Origin of the sequence: Nocardiopsis sinuspersici (genome assembly GCF_001998325.1) — a bacterium.
In the GTDB taxonomy this organism is placed as follows: domain Bacteria; phylum Actinomycetota; class Actinomycetes; order Streptosporangiales; family Streptosporangiaceae; genus Nocardiopsis; species Nocardiopsis sinuspersici.
This window is the reverse complement of sequence record NZ_MCOK01000001.1, coordinates 5,304,317-5,318,954: the sequence shown is the minus strand read 5'-3', so window position 1 is coordinate 5,318,954 and position 14,638 is coordinate 5,304,317. Positions and strand designations below refer to the sequence as shown.

Here is a 14,638-nt window from a genome sequence, read left to right as displayed (position 1 = left end):
ACCCCATGGTTGAATGAAATATGGCCAGAACCCCGGGACGCCTGTCCTCCGCTGCCACGAGCGGCCACATCCTGGAGCTCGTACGTTCGGGCACCGCGACCAGCCGCTCCGAGATCGGCCGGGTCACGGGCCTGTCCCGTCCCTCCGTGGCCCTGCGGGTGACCGAGCTGATCAACAGCGGGCTCGTCACCGAGGGCTCGGGAGCGGCCTCCAGCGGCGGCCGGCCGCCCACCCTGCTGGAGTTCAACGCCGGCAGCGGCCTCATCCTCACCAGCGCCCTCGGCATGGTCCGCAGCCAGGCCGCCGTGTGCGACCTCAACGGCGACGTCCTGGCCCGCACGCCGGGCTCACCCGACATGGAGCAGGGCCCCGACGACACCCTCCCCTGGCTGCTGGACACCTGGTCCGAGCAGATCGCCTCGCTGGGCCGCGACCCCGGTGACGTGCGCGGCGTGGGCATCGGCCTGCCCGGGACCGTCGAGTTCCACGCGGGCCGCGCCGACGACCGCCCGTTCCTGGGCAAGTGGGCGGGGGTGGCCCTGGCACCGCTGGTCTCCGAGCGCTTCCCGGTGCCGGTGACGGTCGACAACGACGTGAACGTGATGGCGCTCGGCGAGCACATCGCGGGCGGGCACGGACACCCCGACGACATGGTGTTCGTGAAGGTCTCCACCGGGATCGGCGCCGGGCTCCTGTCCGGCGGACGGCTGCTGCGCGGCTCGCTGGGCGCCGCCGGGGAGATCGGGCACATCCCGGTGCGCGACGGCGGCGGCCTCCCCTGCCGCTGCGGCAACACCGACTGCCTGGAGGCGGTCGCGGGCGGGCGGCGGCTGCTGGACAGCGCCGCCGAACAGGGGCGCGAGGTGCACACCCTCAAGGACCTGGTGGCGCTGGCCTCCGGGGGCGACCCGGTCGCGGTGACCCTGGTCCGGTCCGCGGGGCGGCGGCTCGGCGAGGCGCTCGCCGGGGCGGTGAACCTGCTCAACCCCGAGGTGATCGTTCTGGGCGGCGACCTGTCGGAGGCCTACGACCACCTGGTCGCGGGCGTGCGCGAGGTGGTGTTCCAGCAGTGCACCGCACTCGCCACCCGGCAGCTGCGCGTGGTGGCCAGCTCCCTGTGGGACGACGCGGGCGTGCGCGGCTGCGCTGCCATGGTGACCGAGGAGATCCTGTCACCGGAGGCGGTGAACAAGCTCCTGGCCGGGTGAGGGATCTGACGGCACTCCCCTCCACCGGCTCGGGACGGAGGAGTTATCTCCCGGCCCGACCGGGCATCCTGAGAGGGGGACCTCGGTCCCCCGTACCCGATCCCGCACTCCCCGTACCGAACCGGTCACTCCACCACTGACGCTGACCTGCGATGACGCCGTCGGCCACGAGCGCGTGCCCCGCCTCCATACTTGACAACCGCCCCTGATGTGGCGAATAGTCACCCAGCATCCCCAGCACCGTTCCCTCCCCCCGCCGCACACTTCCGTCACCCCCGTGACCGCGCCCGTGCGGGCCCCCGCCCGGAAAGGTCCCTGCCGTGCTTCTAGAGAACCCCCTCCTCCTGATCCTGCTGGGTGCCGGAATCAGCCTGGTCACCAGCGTCGCCGTGACCGGCTTCCAGGCACGCCTCGTCAGACGCGGTGACACCCGTACCGCCTCCCGTGCCTCCGCGCGGACCCTCACCAGCGCCTTCATCGCCGAGCGCGACATGTCCGACAGCAAGGAGAGCTTCCTCTCCGAGGCGGAGCTGACGGTCATGTCGATGACCGACCGCAAGACCCGCGAGCGGCTGCGCGACGTCATCCGCCTGCTGCGCGAGCGGGCGCTGCCCGAGGTCGAAGAGCTCAGCGGCGTCAAGTCCGAGCGTGCACGCCAGATGCTGTGCGACCACGCCCTGGAGGTGCTCGGCGCGCACCTGCGCTCCGAGAAGCTGCCCGAGGTGCCCGCCCCGGTCCGCAAGATGCTGTCCGTGGAGGAGGAGGCGCTGAGCATCCACTCCGGTGAGGCACCGCGTCCCGGCGAGCCCATCACCAAGAGCGCGGTCACGGCGCGCCCCCGGCACACCGAGAGCGCCAAGCCCGCCTCCCCCGCCCGCAAGAACACCAAGGGCGCCGCCGGCAGGACCGCCGCCGCGAAGCCCGCGGCGGCCAAGGGCGGGCGCTCCACCGCCACCGCCACCGCCACCGCCGACGAGGAGGAGCCCAAGAAGGAGAGCGCCTTCTGGGACGACTGATCCGGCAGGCGCCTCTTCGCGCGCGGGAGCGGGCCGCCAACGGCAGCAGGCCGTCGAGTTCGCTGGCGGCCGCCTCTTCGCGCGCGGGAGCGGGCCGCGGGCCCCGCTACCGCGCCGACACCCCTGATCAGAAGGTTTTCCTGAGGCCGCTGAGGGAAAAACCAGACGCACAGGTTCCACAGGACGATCACAGGGCTGAGGAACTGTGCGGCGCAATGGTGGTCAGGTATCCCGCCCGAGGACGATCCGGGCGCGCGGCAGGAGAGAATTTCACCTAGGATCTCTGCCACGCGCGGTTTTCCCGTGTCGTTGGCAGCAGCCGCTTCCCGGTGCTGCCGGTGCCCCGCGGTCCGCCCCCGTTTCCTCAGGAGGCCCCGGACTCGGCGGCCACCCGTCTCCTCCGCCCCGCGCGAACTCCACCTTCCCCCGGACGCGTGAGCCCCCGGACCGGTGTCCGACCGTTGGCACGTCCCGCTGTCCGCACTCACCGAGATTGCACGATGCCCGCTGACGAGAACTCCGCCGACCCAGGTGCGGACCACACACCAGACGAGACGCCCGAGAAGGGCTCCGACCCCGGAGACACCGGTTCCGACCAGGCCGGTTCCGACCGGGCCGGAGACACCGGCCGGGACCATCGGGACGGCTCGGGCGGGACGGTCTCCGGACCCCCCGAGAACCAGAGCGGGAACGAGAACGGAGACGGGGAGGACGCACGGGACACCGCGTCCTCCGAGGGCTCCGACGACGGGGAGGACGCACAGGACGCCAAGCCCTCCAAGGACTCCGGCGGCGGGGAGGACGCACAGGACACCGAGCCCTCCAAGGACTCCGGCGACGGCGACGAAGGCGAAGGCGACGCCACGGCCGCCGCTGCGCCGGTCCGCGGAAGACGGCGCCGTGTACGCCGGATCCTGATGTGGACCGCCGTGGGCCTGGCCCTCGTCCTGACCGCCGGAGTCGCCACCGCCTACGGCTACTACCACTCGCTGCGCTCGGGCATGACCCAGCACGACATCGACTCGGCCCTCCAGGAGGAGGACCGCCCCGAGCGGATCAACGACGCGGTCAACATCCTCTTCATGGGCACCGACGGCTACGAGGAGGGGACGACCGCCTACACGCAGGAGTTCGAGGGCGAGCGCTCGGACGCGATCATGCTGGCGCACGTCTCGCCCGACAATCGCGTATCGGTGATCAGCTTCCCCCGGGACTCCCTGGTGAACCTGCCCCAGTGCGAGCCCTACGGCGAGACCGAGGGCACACAGGCCTACTTCGGCATGATCAACGCCGCGATGTACCACGGCGGTCCGCCCTGCGTGGTCCGCACCGTCGAGTCGCTCACCGACATCCGGATCGACCACTTCGTGCACCTGAGCTTCATGAGCTTCCGCGACGTGGTGAACGCCATCGGCGGCGTGGACATCTGCATTCCCGAGCCGATGCGTGACAGCCGTTCCGGACTCGACCTCCAGGCGGGACGGCAGACGCTCGACGGGGACGAGGCGCTGTCGTTCGTCCGGGCGCGCTACGAGATCGGCAACGGCAGCGACATCGGCCGCATCGACCGCCAGCAGATGTTCCTGGCCGCCCTCGCCGACCAGGTGACCAGCAACGAGGTACTGAGCAGCCCGACCAAGCTGAACGGCATCCTCCGGGCCGTGGCCCGCAACAGCGCCACCGACCAGAAGCTCACGCTCGACAGGATGCTCTCGCTCGCCGTGACCCTCTCGGGTGTGGACCTGACCGACATCCAGTTCCACACCGTGCCCTGGTACCAGGCGCCCTTCGACCCCAACCGGGTCATGTGGCACGAGGAGAAGGCCGACGCGCTGTTCACCGCCGTGCGCGAGGACCGGCCCGTGAGCGGGCTGGCGGCCGACGACGCCGCGGCGCCGCAGGAACCGCCCGGCACCTCGCCCTCCCCGGTGGACGTGAGCTCCGCGCACGCGTCCCCGCCGCCGGAGGCGTCGGAATCCGCTCGGCCGGACCACGGTCAGGGGCGTGACGCCACGTCCGACCCGTGCTCCGACGGCCTGGGCTACGGCACGGGGGAAGAGGCCGAGTAGAGGCCTGACGGCCGGTCGAACGTTCCGGGAAGCACGTGGGCCCCGGGAGCCGGTACGGACGCGTTTTCCGTACCGGCTCCCGGGGCCCTTCTCCGTGTCCGGAGTACTCAGGCCCCGACACGACGAGACCGCGGCCCCGGATCCCCCCAGGTCCGGAGCCGCGGTGTGCCTCGGGCGGCGGGAACTCGACTCCCCCGCCGGTACGCGCCTGGAACCCCCACAGTTCCGTTCGGCGCCCCAGTCAGCGGTGGGTGGTCCCGCTCACCGCCCGAGGCCGGTGCGCCCGCCACGATCGACGGGCGCACGTTCCAGGAAGGTCAGACGAGGTCACCCGGCAGCGTGTCCTTCAGCGCACCCGCGTCGACGTCGGGCCGGCCCAGCTCGGGCATGCCCTCCACGCCGACCAGGTCGTTGCCCAGCGAGTCGCCGACGGGTGCCAGCTGCGTCGTGCGCGCGGTTTCGGTGACCATCTCGGTGGCGGCGGCGACCTCGGAGCCGGCCACGGGCAGGGCGTCCTCGGACACCGGCAGCAGCTCGGTCGGAGCGGCGCCGAGGGGCTGGGGCAGCGGGTTGCTCCCGGCGGACATGGGCATCACGTCGTCGGACAGCACCAGGTCGGAGACCGCGTCACCGGCGCCGCCGGTCAGGTCGAGGTCGGTGTTCTGGCCGTTGACCGGAGCGACGGGGCCGTCCATGGCCGCGGCCAGGGGCAGCGGCTCGCCCGGGGTGGGCAGGGTGGCGTCGAGGCCGTTCAGGTTGCCGCCCACCTCGTGGGTCCCCTGCTCGACCGCCGAGCCCAGCCGGTCGACGGTGGCGCCGACCTTCTCCGTGGAGCCGGACAGGGGCACGGACGGCTCGGCGTGGCTCAGCGGCAGCGTGCCGCCGCCCAGGCCCAGTCCGCTCAGCAGGTCCGTGCCGCCGCCCAGGCCGCCCAGCGGGCTCGCGGAGAGCGGGGTGGTCGAAGCGTGCGACAGCGGCAGCGTGCCACCGCCCAGACCGCCCAGACCGCCCAGCGGGCTCACACCGCCCAGCAGACCCGACAGCGGGCTCGACGAGACCGGGCTCGCGGAGAGCGGGGTGGTCGAAGCGTGCGACAGCGGCAGCGTGCCACCGCCCAGGCCGCCCAGCGGACTCGCACCGCCCAGCAGACCCGACAGCGGGCTCGACGAGGCCTGGCCCACCGGCAGGCCCTCGGTCACGGTGTTCAGGTCCAGCGGACCGACGTTGGCGGCGTTGTCCTCACCGGCCTCGACCGGGGTGTCGGTGGAGACGGTGTCCCCGACGGCTCCGCTGAGGGGCTGCTCGGGCGCGGACTGGCGGCGCACGTCCGGCTGGGCGGAGAGCTGGCCGGGCTCGACCTTGACCAGGTCGCCCAGAGGCGTGGAGACGCCCTCCGTCAGCGATGCCGGGACCTGGCTGCCCAGGTCGTTCAGGGGCAGCCCGTCCGTGACACCACCGAGGGCGTCCGCCCCCGAGATCCCGGCTCCCAGGGCGACGAAGCCCGCGGCGCCGGCGGCCACCAGCATGGTCCTGGCGGAGGTACGGGCGGTGTTGAACATGTGTGTTCCTTCCGGAGTGTCGTATGTGGCTGTCGCGAGCGGGGCGGATGTCGTTCCCCGCCGCCCGACGGCTCCGCTCCCCTGGCCGGGAGGAGGGTCCGTCTGGTTCGAGCTTTCCGGTGGGGGAGCCTGTCGCACCTGGAGGGAGCGGCGGGGCTCGGCCGGTCATCAGTCGTGGGTCTGGCTGGCCACTGACTGACGTGAACCCCGCGTTCGGGGTGCGCGGCTCACGTCAATCCCCAGAGGCGTCCGGACTCATGGCTCACCGTGGTCGTTCGTGAGCGTTCCGGGGCTGGGAAGGGGGTGCCAGAGAACAGGTCGCGGAGCGACCGTCTGGAGAGGGCCCGCTAGTCGGGCGAGAAGGTCGGCTCGTCGGCGGACTCGGCGGGAACCGAGCGCAGGACGTGCCAGGCGGCCTGGAGTTGGCCGGGGGCCGGTGCGGGGGCGCCGGTGGTGGGCAGGTAGCCCGCGACGCCGCCGCCGGTCGCGCCACCCGGCGCGGAGCCGGTGGCGGTGGTGCCCGACGCCGAGGAGGCGACGGCCTCGCCCGTGAGGGGCGCGGGGACGCTCTCGGTGACCCGGTCGGCGGAGTACCGCGCCGTGGTGTCCTGGGTCGAACGGAGTTCGGTGGAGACCGCGCCGGTAGCGTGGCCCGAGCCGATCAGGACGGTGTCGCCCTCCCCGACCCGTGCGTCCCCGTCCGGACCGGCGCCCTCGGCGGAGGGCTTCTCGGCTTCCGGCTCCGTGTCGGACGCCGCGTCCGCGGCGAAGCGGTCCTCCACGAAGGCGGGCATCCCGGGGGCGGTGTCGCGGACCTGCCGCGCGACGCCGTTGCCTCCGGTCCCGAGACCCGGGGTTACGGCGGCGGAGGCGTCGAACACCACGCGGGTGGTCTTCCTCCCCATGGCGGCGACCGCTCCGGTCACGGGCTTGTCGAGCCTGCCGGGAGCCGCCAGGACACGGCGCTCCGTGTCCGCGTTCGCGTTCGTGGAAGCGTTCGTGCGCGCGGAGGTGTCGGTGCGGGCGGTGTCGGCCCGGCCGCTGGGCGCCCGGTCGGCGTCCGCCGCGGTGGTCCGGACCGTCTCCGGCCGACCCGTGCCCGTCTGGGCCGCGTCGGACCGGGGCTTGTCCGTCTGAGCCGTGTCCGTTCGACCCGTGTCCGCCTGGCCCGCGCTCGGGCGGGCCGCGTTACCGGCCTGTTCCGGGAGCACCTGTTCCGCGGGAGCCCCCTGCCCCTGTCCTCCGGCGCCGGCCTCGGCCCCGTGCACCACGGCGGTGGGCGCCGACTTCTCCTGCGCCGACACGGGGTCGGGGGTCGCCAGCCATGCGCCGGCCAGAGCCCCGAAGACCAGGGCGGAGAGCAGCAGCGCCCGCCGGACCGGTGCGGGGAGCACGGCGAAACGAACGCCGGAGGCGTTCGTGAGACCGTGGACTCCAGACACCGGGGGTTCCTTCCGCCATGGGACGCGGGCTGACACGGGGGCCGGTCACGTTGCCGTGGGCAGCGTGTGCCGGGCCGCGGAACGCGAGGTCGGGTCGACCTTCGTGCGTTCGCTGGACGCGACGTTAGCATGAATTAGACGACCGGAACCCTCAATCCCCGGGAATTCCTGCCCTTCCGGAACCGGCCTCTGAGCAGCAGATGTGGCAAACCGGAGAAAAACCAACGACAATTCGACCATTACACCCCAGGAAAAGCGCGCATTGCCCGACCGCCCGACCGGCTCTGCGGAGGTTGACCCACACATGACCGAGATCCCCCAGAGCCATTCGCTGTCCTCCAAGAACATGGACGACCTGCTGACCGAGGTGCACTCGCTGGACTCCCGCCTGTCCGCGCACGGCCGTGTCCACTCGCTGCTCCAGGCGGTCCTGACCATCGGCGGCGACCTGGACCTGGCGACCGTGCTGCGCAGGCTGACCGAGGTGGCCGCGCAACTGGCCGGTGCGCGGTACGCGGGCCTGGGCGTGGTGGACGAGGACGGTGGTTTCAGCGAGTTCATCCCCGTGGGGATCACCGAGGAACAGGCCGCGAAGATCCACCGGTTCCCACACGGCCGGGGCGTTCTGGGGGTGCCGCTGCACGAACGGGCCCCACTGCGCCTGACCGACCTGCGCGAACACCCCGACTTCGAGGGATTCCCCGAGGGGCACCCGAACATGGGCGGTTTCCTCGGTGTGCCCATCCAGGTGCGGGACGAGGTGTTCGGAAACCTCTACCTCACCGAGAAGGCCAACGGAGGGGAGTTCGACGAGGAGGACGAGGCGATGGTCACCGCGCTGGCCACCGCGGCCGGTGTGGCGATCGAGAACGCGCGCCTGTACGAGGAGGCGCGGCTGCGCGAGCGGTGGCTGGCCGCGTCCACCGAGGTCACCACCCGCCTGCTGTCGGGCGCCGACACCACCGAGGTGCTCGCCCACATGGCGGCGCAGGCCCGGGAGATCGGCGACGCGGACACGGCCGTGGTCATGCTGCCCGATCCCCGTGCCAGGGGGCATCTGTTCGCGGAGATCGCCGAAGGCCCCATCGCACAGGAGATCCTGGGGACGCCGGTCGAGATCCACGACTCCGTCTGCGGATGGGTGTACGAGACGGGCGAGGCCAAGGGGATCCCCGACCTGGGCCGGGCGAACTGCCCGATGCTCACCCATCGCGGTTACGGCCCCGGCCTGGTGGTGCCCCTGGGTACACCGGGGAACACGCGCGGAGTGCTGCTGCTGGGCAAACTGGCCGACCGGGCGCCGTTCACCGCGGCGATACGCCGCATGCTGCACGGCTTCTCGGTGCAGGCCGCGGTGGCCCTCGAACTGGCCGAGGCGCGGCGCGACAGCGAGCGCCTGGTGGTGCTGGAGGAGCGCGACCGGATCGCCAAGGACCTGCACGACGTGGTGATCCAGCGGTTGTTCGCGTCGGCGATGACGCTGATGAGCACGATGCGGCTGATCGCCTCTCCCGAGGCCGAGGAGCGGGTCCAGCGGACCATCGACGAGCTGGACGGCACCATCCGGGAGATCCGCTCGACGATCTTCGACCTCCAGAACCCGCCGAGCCACATGGACACGTCACTGCGCGAGCGCGTCCTGAGGCTGGCCGAGAACACGGCGCACAGCCTGGGGTGCCATCCGGGGGTGAGCCTGGACGGGCCGATCGACGCCTCCGTGCCCGACGACATCGGCGAGCAGTTACTCGCGGTGCTCGGCGAGGGGCTGACCAACGTGGCCCGGCACGCACGCGCCACGGAGGTGCACGTGTCGGTGGTGGTGGAGGAGACCGCGGCCAAGGGCCACTCCACGGTCCTCACGCTGACGGTGACCGACAACGGCGTGGGACTGCCCGAGGAGGGGCGTCGCAGCGGACTGCGCAACCTGGAGCAGCGGGCCCGGGCACTGGGCGGCACGTTCACCGCGAGCAGGAACGAGGGCGGGGGCACGGTGCTGGTGTGGCGGGTGCCCGTTCCCGACGACGCCGTGCCGCCTCCGAGCAGCTTCTGAGCCACCGCCGACGCCGACGGTGTGACCGACGGGAGCGGGGCCGTCCTTCGACGGCCCCGCTCCCGTCGGCGCGTACCGGCGTCAGTAGCGGCGGCCGCGCAGCTCGGCGACGAGCACGGCGGCCTGCGTGCGGCGCTTGAGGTCCAGCTTGGACAGCAGCGCGGACACGTAGTTCTTCACGGTCTTCTCCGCCAGGTACAGGCGCTCGCCGATCTGCCGGTTGGTCATCCCCTCGCCGATGAGGTCGAGGATCTGCCGCTCCTGCGGGGTCAGCTCGGCCAGCGGGTCCGGTTCGGCCTGGGCGCCGCGCAGCCGCTCCAGCATCGCGCCGGTGCTGCCCGAGTCCAGCAGCGAGCCGCCGGAGGCCACGGTGCGCACCGCGCCCACGAGGTCGGCGCCGTGGATCTGCTTGAGCACGTACCCGGCCGCGCCGGCCATGACGGCGTCGTACAGGGCGTCGTCGTCGGCGAACGACGTCAGCATCAGGCAGGCGATCTCGGGATGGTCCGAGCGGATCTCCCGACACACCTGCACGCCCGATCCGCCGGGCAGCCGCACGTCGAGGACCGCGACGTCGGGCAGGACCACCGGGATCCGCGCCAGTGCCTGCTCCGCCGTCCCGGCCTCACCGACGACGGTCATGTCGTCCTCGGTCTCCAGCAGGGCGGCCACCCCGCGGCGGACCACCTCGTGGTCGTCCACCAGGAACACCCTGATCTGTTTGCGAGCGCCCTTGGCTCCACCGCCCGTCATCGGCCCATCCTCATCCCTGCGTCACCGCCGTCCAGACACCGCTCCGAGGAAAACGGTAATACGTGCGAAGGGCGGCGCGTGGGCCGTTAGGCACCGAACTGCCCGGACGAAGGTCCTGTAAAGGGATAATTCTCCTTCGTCCGGGTGACAAAGGGCCTGATCACCCCGGGTCCGAACACCGTCGTCCGCATCCGGGGCCACAGTACGAATTCGATTTCACGGCCTCCGGTCGGCCCAGGGCCGGGCGATCTCGAACGCCCGGCAGGCCGCCAGCACCCGTGCGTCGGCGTGACGGGGCCCGACCACCTGGAGCCCCACCGGCAGACCCGCCGGAGTGAACCCGCACGGCACGCTCGCGGCGGGCTGCTGGGTCATGTTGAACGGATAGCTGAACCCCGCCCACGCGGTCCACCGCTCGCCCTCCAGCTCCGGCGGCGACTCCAGCCCCGCCTCGAACGCCGTGACCGGCACCGCCGGGGTCAGCAGCAGGTCGTGTTCGGCGTGGAAGCGGCCCATCCGCAGGCCCATCTCCATCCGCAGGGCCATCGCGGTCAGGTAGTCCTTCGCCGAGTAGGTCAGCCCCTCCTCGGCGATCTCCCGCAGCCCCGGGTCGAGCAGGTCCCGCTGACGGTCGGTGAGCCCGTCCGTGGCCTTGGCCACCCCGGAGTACCACAGCACGTGGAAGGCCTCCCGGGAGTCGGGCAGGTCGGGATCGGTCTCCTCCACCCGGGCGCCCAGCTCCTCGAACACGGCGACCGCGTCGGCCACCGCCCGGGCCACCTCCGGGTCCACGTCCAACCCGCCCAGGGTGGGGCTGTAGGCGATCCGCATGCCGCGTACCAGCTCCTCGGCGTCGGTGCGCAGCCGCACGTCGCCGATCCCGGGCGCGGGCGGCGCCAGGGCGGCCCAGTCGCGCGGGTCCGGCTGGGCGACGACCTCCAGCATCAGCGCCATGTCGCCCACGGTGCGGGCCATCGGCCCGGTGTGCGCCAGCGAGCCGAACGGGCTCGCCGGGTAGTGCGGCACCAGGCCCCACGTGGGCTTGATCCCGCAGACGCCGGTGAAGCTGGCCGGGATGCGGATCGATCCGCCCCCGTCGGTGCCGGTGGACAGCGGACCCATCCCGGACGCCACCGCCGCCGCGGACCCGCCGCTGGAGCCGCCCGGCGTGGTGGACAGGTCCCACGGGTTGCGGGTGACGCCGGTGAGCGGGCCGTCGGTGACGCCCTTCCACGCCAGTTCGGGCGTGGTGGTCTTGCCGACGAGGACCGCGCCGCTCTCCCGCAGCCGGGCCGTCACGGGGGAGTCCTCCTCCCACGGCCCCTCCTGGGAGCTGGTGACCGATCCCTTCAGGGTGGGCCACCCCCTGGTGAGGTGGACGTCCTTGATCGAGGCCGGTACCCCGTCCAGGGCGCCGGCGGGCTCACCGCGGCGCCACCTCGCGGCGGACGCGCGGGCCGCCTCGCGGGCCTCGTCCGGACGCACCAGGCAGAACGCGTTGAGCGCCGGGTTGTCCCGCTCGATGCGCTCCAGCACGGCGTCGACGGCCTCCACCGGGGACAGGCTCCCGGTGGCGTAGGCCGTGAGCAGCTGCTCGGCGGACAGGTCGGCCGGTGTCGCGAGTTCGCCGGGCCGCGCGTGTGGAACCGCGGCGGCCCCCAGGGCGCCCTCGGCCGTGCCGATGGCCGCCCCCGCGTCCTCGGTCCCGGCCCGGTCGGAACGGATCGTCACTTCAGCCTCCCATGTCACGCCATCAAGGGTCAGCCGGGCACGTAGCCGCGGCTCTTGTCGACCACGTTGAGCAGTTCGCGCCCATCCAGACAGCGGGCGAGATTGTCGAGGAACAGGTCCATGAGGTCCTCGCGCCAGCCGACGACGTCGCCGGACATGTGCGGTGAGACCACCGATCCGGGCAGCCACCACAGGGGGGAGGTCGCCTTGAGCGGCTCGTCCTCGAACACGTCCAGCGCGGCGCCGGCGATGACACCGCCCTCCAGGGCGGCGACCAGGTCGGCCTGGACCACGATGGGCCCGCGCGCCACGTTGACGAGTCGCGCGGTGGGTTTCATCTGCCCCAGGAAGCGTCGGTCCACCAGGCCCCGGGTGGAGTCGGTGAGCGGTGCCGCGACCACCACGTAGTCGGCCCCGGGCAGCCTGCTGAGCAGGGTCGGGCCGCCGTCGGCACCGTGCTCGGAGAGGCTGGACTCGACCACGGTGCCGAAGTCGGGGTCCCCCTCGCGCGCGTGGCTGCCGGAGGCGCACACGTCCATGCCCACGGCCGTCAGCTTGCGGGCGATGTGGCGGCCGATCGGACCGGTTCCCACCACGAGGGCCCGCCGACCCGACACCCGCTCGGTCTCCCGGTGCTCCCAGCGGCGTTCGCGCTGGTGGTCCCAGGTCTGGTGGAAGCCCTTGGCGAACGCGACGACCTGGCCGAGCACGTACTCGGCGATGGGTTCGTCGAAGATCCCGCGCGAGTTGGTGACCACGGCGTCGCCGTCGACCAGGCCGGGGAACATGAGGTTGTCCACCCCGGCGGTGGCGGCGTGCACCCAGGCCAGGGAGTCGGCCTCGTGCCAGGCGGAGGCGAGTGCCTCGGTGAACAGGTCCCACACCAGCAGGACGTGCGTGCCGGGCAGCTTGGCCGACAGTTCGTCGGCGGTGGCGTAGACGACCTCGCCGAGGCGTGGATCATCGTCCAGCCGCTTGTGTCCGGGCGGTAGGTCGTCGCCGTGGAGGACGAGGACTCTGGGGCTGTTCGTCGAGGTGAGACGGTTCACGGGCGTGTGCACTCTCCGGTTGGATGCGGTGGTTCAGAGAGGTCGTCGGGAATGCGGGGATCGCCCTGCATGGGAAACGCTAGGGAGCCGACATAGGATTGTCAACAATAAACAAACCGGTCGTTTCCCCCGAACCGGCACCTCTCCTACCAGCTCTGACGCGCACGGGATACCCACTCGCATCGGGGTTATTGCCGCATCCCGCCTGTGGAACATAGGATTGTCGACAATCAACAGCCCCGTCGCGGGGGCTGTTTCCCGCGAGTCCCGCCACCCGACGTCGAAGGGACCACCCCAGTTGCCCAGGTACATGACCATCACTCTGGCCGGACGCGGGGTCTCCTGCGTGGCCGAACTCCTGGACAAGGACGCGCCCCGTACCTGTGAGGCGGTGTGGAGCGCCCTGCCCCAGGGCGACGCCGTCCAACACGCCAAGTACGCGCGCAACGAGGTCTACACGATGGTGCCGAGGTTCGCCGAGGCCGAGCCCGGCCAGGAGAACCCCACCGTCACCCCGATCCCCGGGGACGTCGTCTACTTCTCCTTCGACGGCGGCATGCTCGACCGCTCGTTCAAGGAGGAGAAGGGGATCGACCACCTGCCCGGCGTCATCGACCTCGCCCTGTTCTACGGACGCAACAACCTGCTTCTCAACGGCGACGTCGGCTGGGTTCCCGGCAACGTGTTCGCCACCGTCGTCGAGAACCTGCCCGCCATGGCCGAGGCCTGCAACGACGTCTGGCGCTCCGGGAGCGTCGGCGAGCGGCTGCTGTACGAGCGCCTGGAACGCTGATCCGGAGCCGGGGCCGCACGGTGTCCTCGCGTCCGCGTCACCGCGCACGGGCGGCACCCGTACCGACCACGACACCGGACACGGGTGGCGCCCGCGTCCTGAGCGCGCAAGCCCATGCCCGTACCGACGAAGGAACGACAACGCATTCCCGGGAGGTGAGTGACCGATGCGGACCGATGGAGACCACATGAACGGCACCGACGCGGAACACCAGATCGTCGAGCTGGCCGCGACCACACGGACGCCGTGGCAGGCGGGAGTCGGTGTCATCGCGCCCTACGACTTCGCGCTCGACCGCGAGCTGTGGCGCTGGACGCCGGACGACGTCTCGTTGCACGTCACGCGTTTGCCGTGCGTGCATGTACCGGTGACGGTGGACCAGGCCGCCGACCTGTCCCGGGAGGAGCACGTGGCCCCGGCGGTCCGCGCGCTGCTCGCCCCCGAACCCCTGGCCGTCGGCTACGCGTGCGCCTCGGGCAGCTTCGTGCACGGCAGGGCGGGGGAACAGCGCCTGCACCAGTCCATGGTGGACGCCGGCGCACCCGCCGCCGTCACCACGTCCGGTGCTCTGGTCCGGGCCCTGGACGCGCTCGACGTCAACCGGATCGCGGTCGTCACGCCCTACGTGGACAGCGTGACCGACCGGCTCCTGTCCTACCTCGCCGAGCACCGCGTCGAAGTGACCTCCAGCGTGGGGCTGGGCCTGCTCAGCCACATCTGGCGGGTCACCTACGCCGAGGTGTCCGCGGCGGTGCACTCGGTGGACCGGCCCGACGCCCAGGCGGTGTTCATCAGCTGCACCAACGTCCTCACCTACGACATCATCGCGCCGCTGGAGCGGGAGCTGGGCAAACCGGTGATCGCGGCCAACCAGGTCACCATGTGGGCGGTGATGCGCGCCGCGGACCGCCAGGCCGTGGCCCACGGACAGAGCCTGATCAACGTCGCCGCACCGAGCGCCGCGTAGT

At 72.1% G+C, this 14,638-nt stretch carries 11 protein-coding genes; 6 read left to right on the top strand and 5 right to left on the bottom strand.

Going from position 1 to position 14,638, the window contains the following annotated elements; all coding sequences use genetic code 11:
• Positions 1-20: 20 nt before the first annotated feature.
• The 3 genes from NOSIN_RS22930 to NOSIN_RS22920 all read left to right on the top strand — a co-directional run bounded on the left by NOSIN_RS22930 (position 21) and on the right by NOSIN_RS22920 (position 4,293).
• Positions 21-1,208: an ROK family transcriptional regulator gene (locus tag NOSIN_RS22930; protein ID WP_077692718.1), complete on the top strand. Its 1,188-nt coding sequence runs from the start codon at positions 21-23 to the stop codon at positions 1,206-1,208.
• A gap of 320 nt (positions 1,209-1,528) precedes the next feature.
• Positions 1,529-2,224 carry a hypothetical protein gene (locus NOSIN_RS22925; protein WP_077692717.1) on the top strand — a complete coding sequence of 232 codons (696 nt, stop codon included), beginning with the start codon at positions 1,529-1,531 and terminating at the stop codon, positions 2,222-2,224.
• 500 nt (positions 2,225-2,724) lie between these two features.
• Positions 2,725-4,293 (top strand): LCP family protein, encoded by a 1,569-nt coding sequence (locus NOSIN_RS22920; RefSeq protein WP_077692716.1) that lies wholly within the window; start codon positions 2,725-2,727, stop codon positions 4,291-4,293.
• Between the two features lie 317 nt (positions 4,294-4,610).
• On the opposite strand, the gene NOSIN_RS22915 is transcribed toward NOSIN_RS22920, so the two are convergent.
• Positions 4,611-5,852 carry a hypothetical protein gene (locus NOSIN_RS22915; protein WP_077692715.1) on the bottom strand — a complete coding sequence of 414 codons (1,242 nt, stop codon included), beginning with the start codon at positions 5,850-5,852 and terminating at the stop codon, positions 4,611-4,613.
• 347 nt (positions 5,853-6,199) lie between these two features.
• A complete protein-coding gene (locus NOSIN_RS22910; RefSeq protein WP_143832979.1) occupies positions 6,200-7,294 on the bottom strand; it encodes a hypothetical protein in 1,095 nt (364 codons plus the stop codon).
• A 304-nt stretch (positions 7,295-7,598) separates the two neighbouring features.
• Here NOSIN_RS22910 and NOSIN_RS22905 point away from each other — a divergent pair, with 304 nt between their 5' ends.
• A complete protein-coding gene (locus NOSIN_RS22905; RefSeq protein ID WP_077692713.1) occupies positions 7,599-9,344 on the top strand; it encodes a sensor histidine kinase in 1,746 nt (581 codons plus the stop codon).
• A gap of 81 nt (positions 9,345-9,425) precedes the next feature.
• Here NOSIN_RS22905 and NOSIN_RS22900 read toward each other — a convergent pair whose 3' ends face one another.
• From NOSIN_RS22900 to NOSIN_RS22890, 3 genes are all read right to left on the bottom strand, one after another.
• Positions 9,426-10,097, bottom strand: a complete 672-nt coding sequence (locus tag NOSIN_RS22900) for a response regulator (protein WP_077692712.1) — start codon at positions 10,095-10,097, stop codon at positions 9,426-9,428.
• 216 nt (positions 10,098-10,313) lie between these two features.
• On the bottom strand, positions 10,314-11,828 hold the full coding sequence (locus NOSIN_RS22895; RefSeq protein ID WP_077692711.1) for an amidase: 1,515 nt from the start codon (positions 11,826-11,828) through the stop codon (positions 10,314-10,316).
• A gap of 29 nt (positions 11,829-11,857) precedes the next feature.
• Positions 11,858-12,877: a D-2-hydroxyacid dehydrogenase gene (locus NOSIN_RS22890; RefSeq protein ID WP_077692710.1), complete on the bottom strand. Its 1,020-nt coding sequence runs from the start codon at positions 12,875-12,877 to the stop codon at positions 11,858-11,860.
• Between the two features lie 310 nt (positions 12,878-13,187).
• Between NOSIN_RS22890 and NOSIN_RS22885 the strand changes: the two genes are divergently transcribed.
• Positions 13,188-13,670: a DUF3830 family protein gene (locus NOSIN_RS22885; RefSeq protein ID WP_077692709.1), complete on the top strand. Its 483-nt coding sequence runs from the start codon at positions 13,188-13,190 to the stop codon at positions 13,668-13,670.
• A 166-nt stretch (positions 13,671-13,836) separates the two neighbouring features.
• Positions 13,837-14,637 (top strand): maleate cis-trans isomerase family protein, encoded by an 801-nt coding sequence (locus NOSIN_RS22880; RefSeq protein ID WP_077692708.1) that lies wholly within the window; start codon positions 13,837-13,839, stop codon positions 14,635-14,637.
• Position 14,638 lies beyond the last annotated feature (1 nt).

Excerpts from the sequence above, each read along its gene's own strand:
- NOSIN_RS22930 (WP_077692718.1), top strand. The coding sequence starts at position 21 with ATGGCCAGAACCCCGGGACGCCTGTCCTCCGCTGCCACGAGCGGCCAC.
- NOSIN_RS22920 (WP_077692716.1), top strand. The coding sequence starts at position 2,725 with ATGCCCGCTGACGAGAACTCCGCCGACCCAGGTGCGGACCACACACCA.
- NOSIN_RS22915 (WP_077692715.1), bottom strand. The coding sequence starts at position 5,852 with ATGTTCAACACCGCCCGTACCTCCGCCAGGACCATGCTGGTGGCCGCC.
- NOSIN_RS22905 (WP_077692713.1), top strand. The coding sequence starts at position 7,599 with ATGACCGAGATCCCCCAGAGCCATTCGCTGTCCTCCAAGAACATGGAC.
- NOSIN_RS22900 (WP_077692712.1), bottom strand. The coding sequence starts at position 10,097 with ATGACGGGCGGTGGAGCCAAGGGCGCTCGCAAACAGATCAGGGTGTTC.
- NOSIN_RS22885 (WP_077692709.1), top strand. The coding sequence starts at position 13,188 with ATGACCATCACTCTGGCCGGACGCGGGGTCTCCTGCGTGGCCGAACTC.
- NOSIN_RS22880 (WP_077692708.1), top strand. The coding sequence starts at position 13,837 with ATGCGGACCGATGGAGACCACATGAACGGCACCGACGCGGAACACCAG.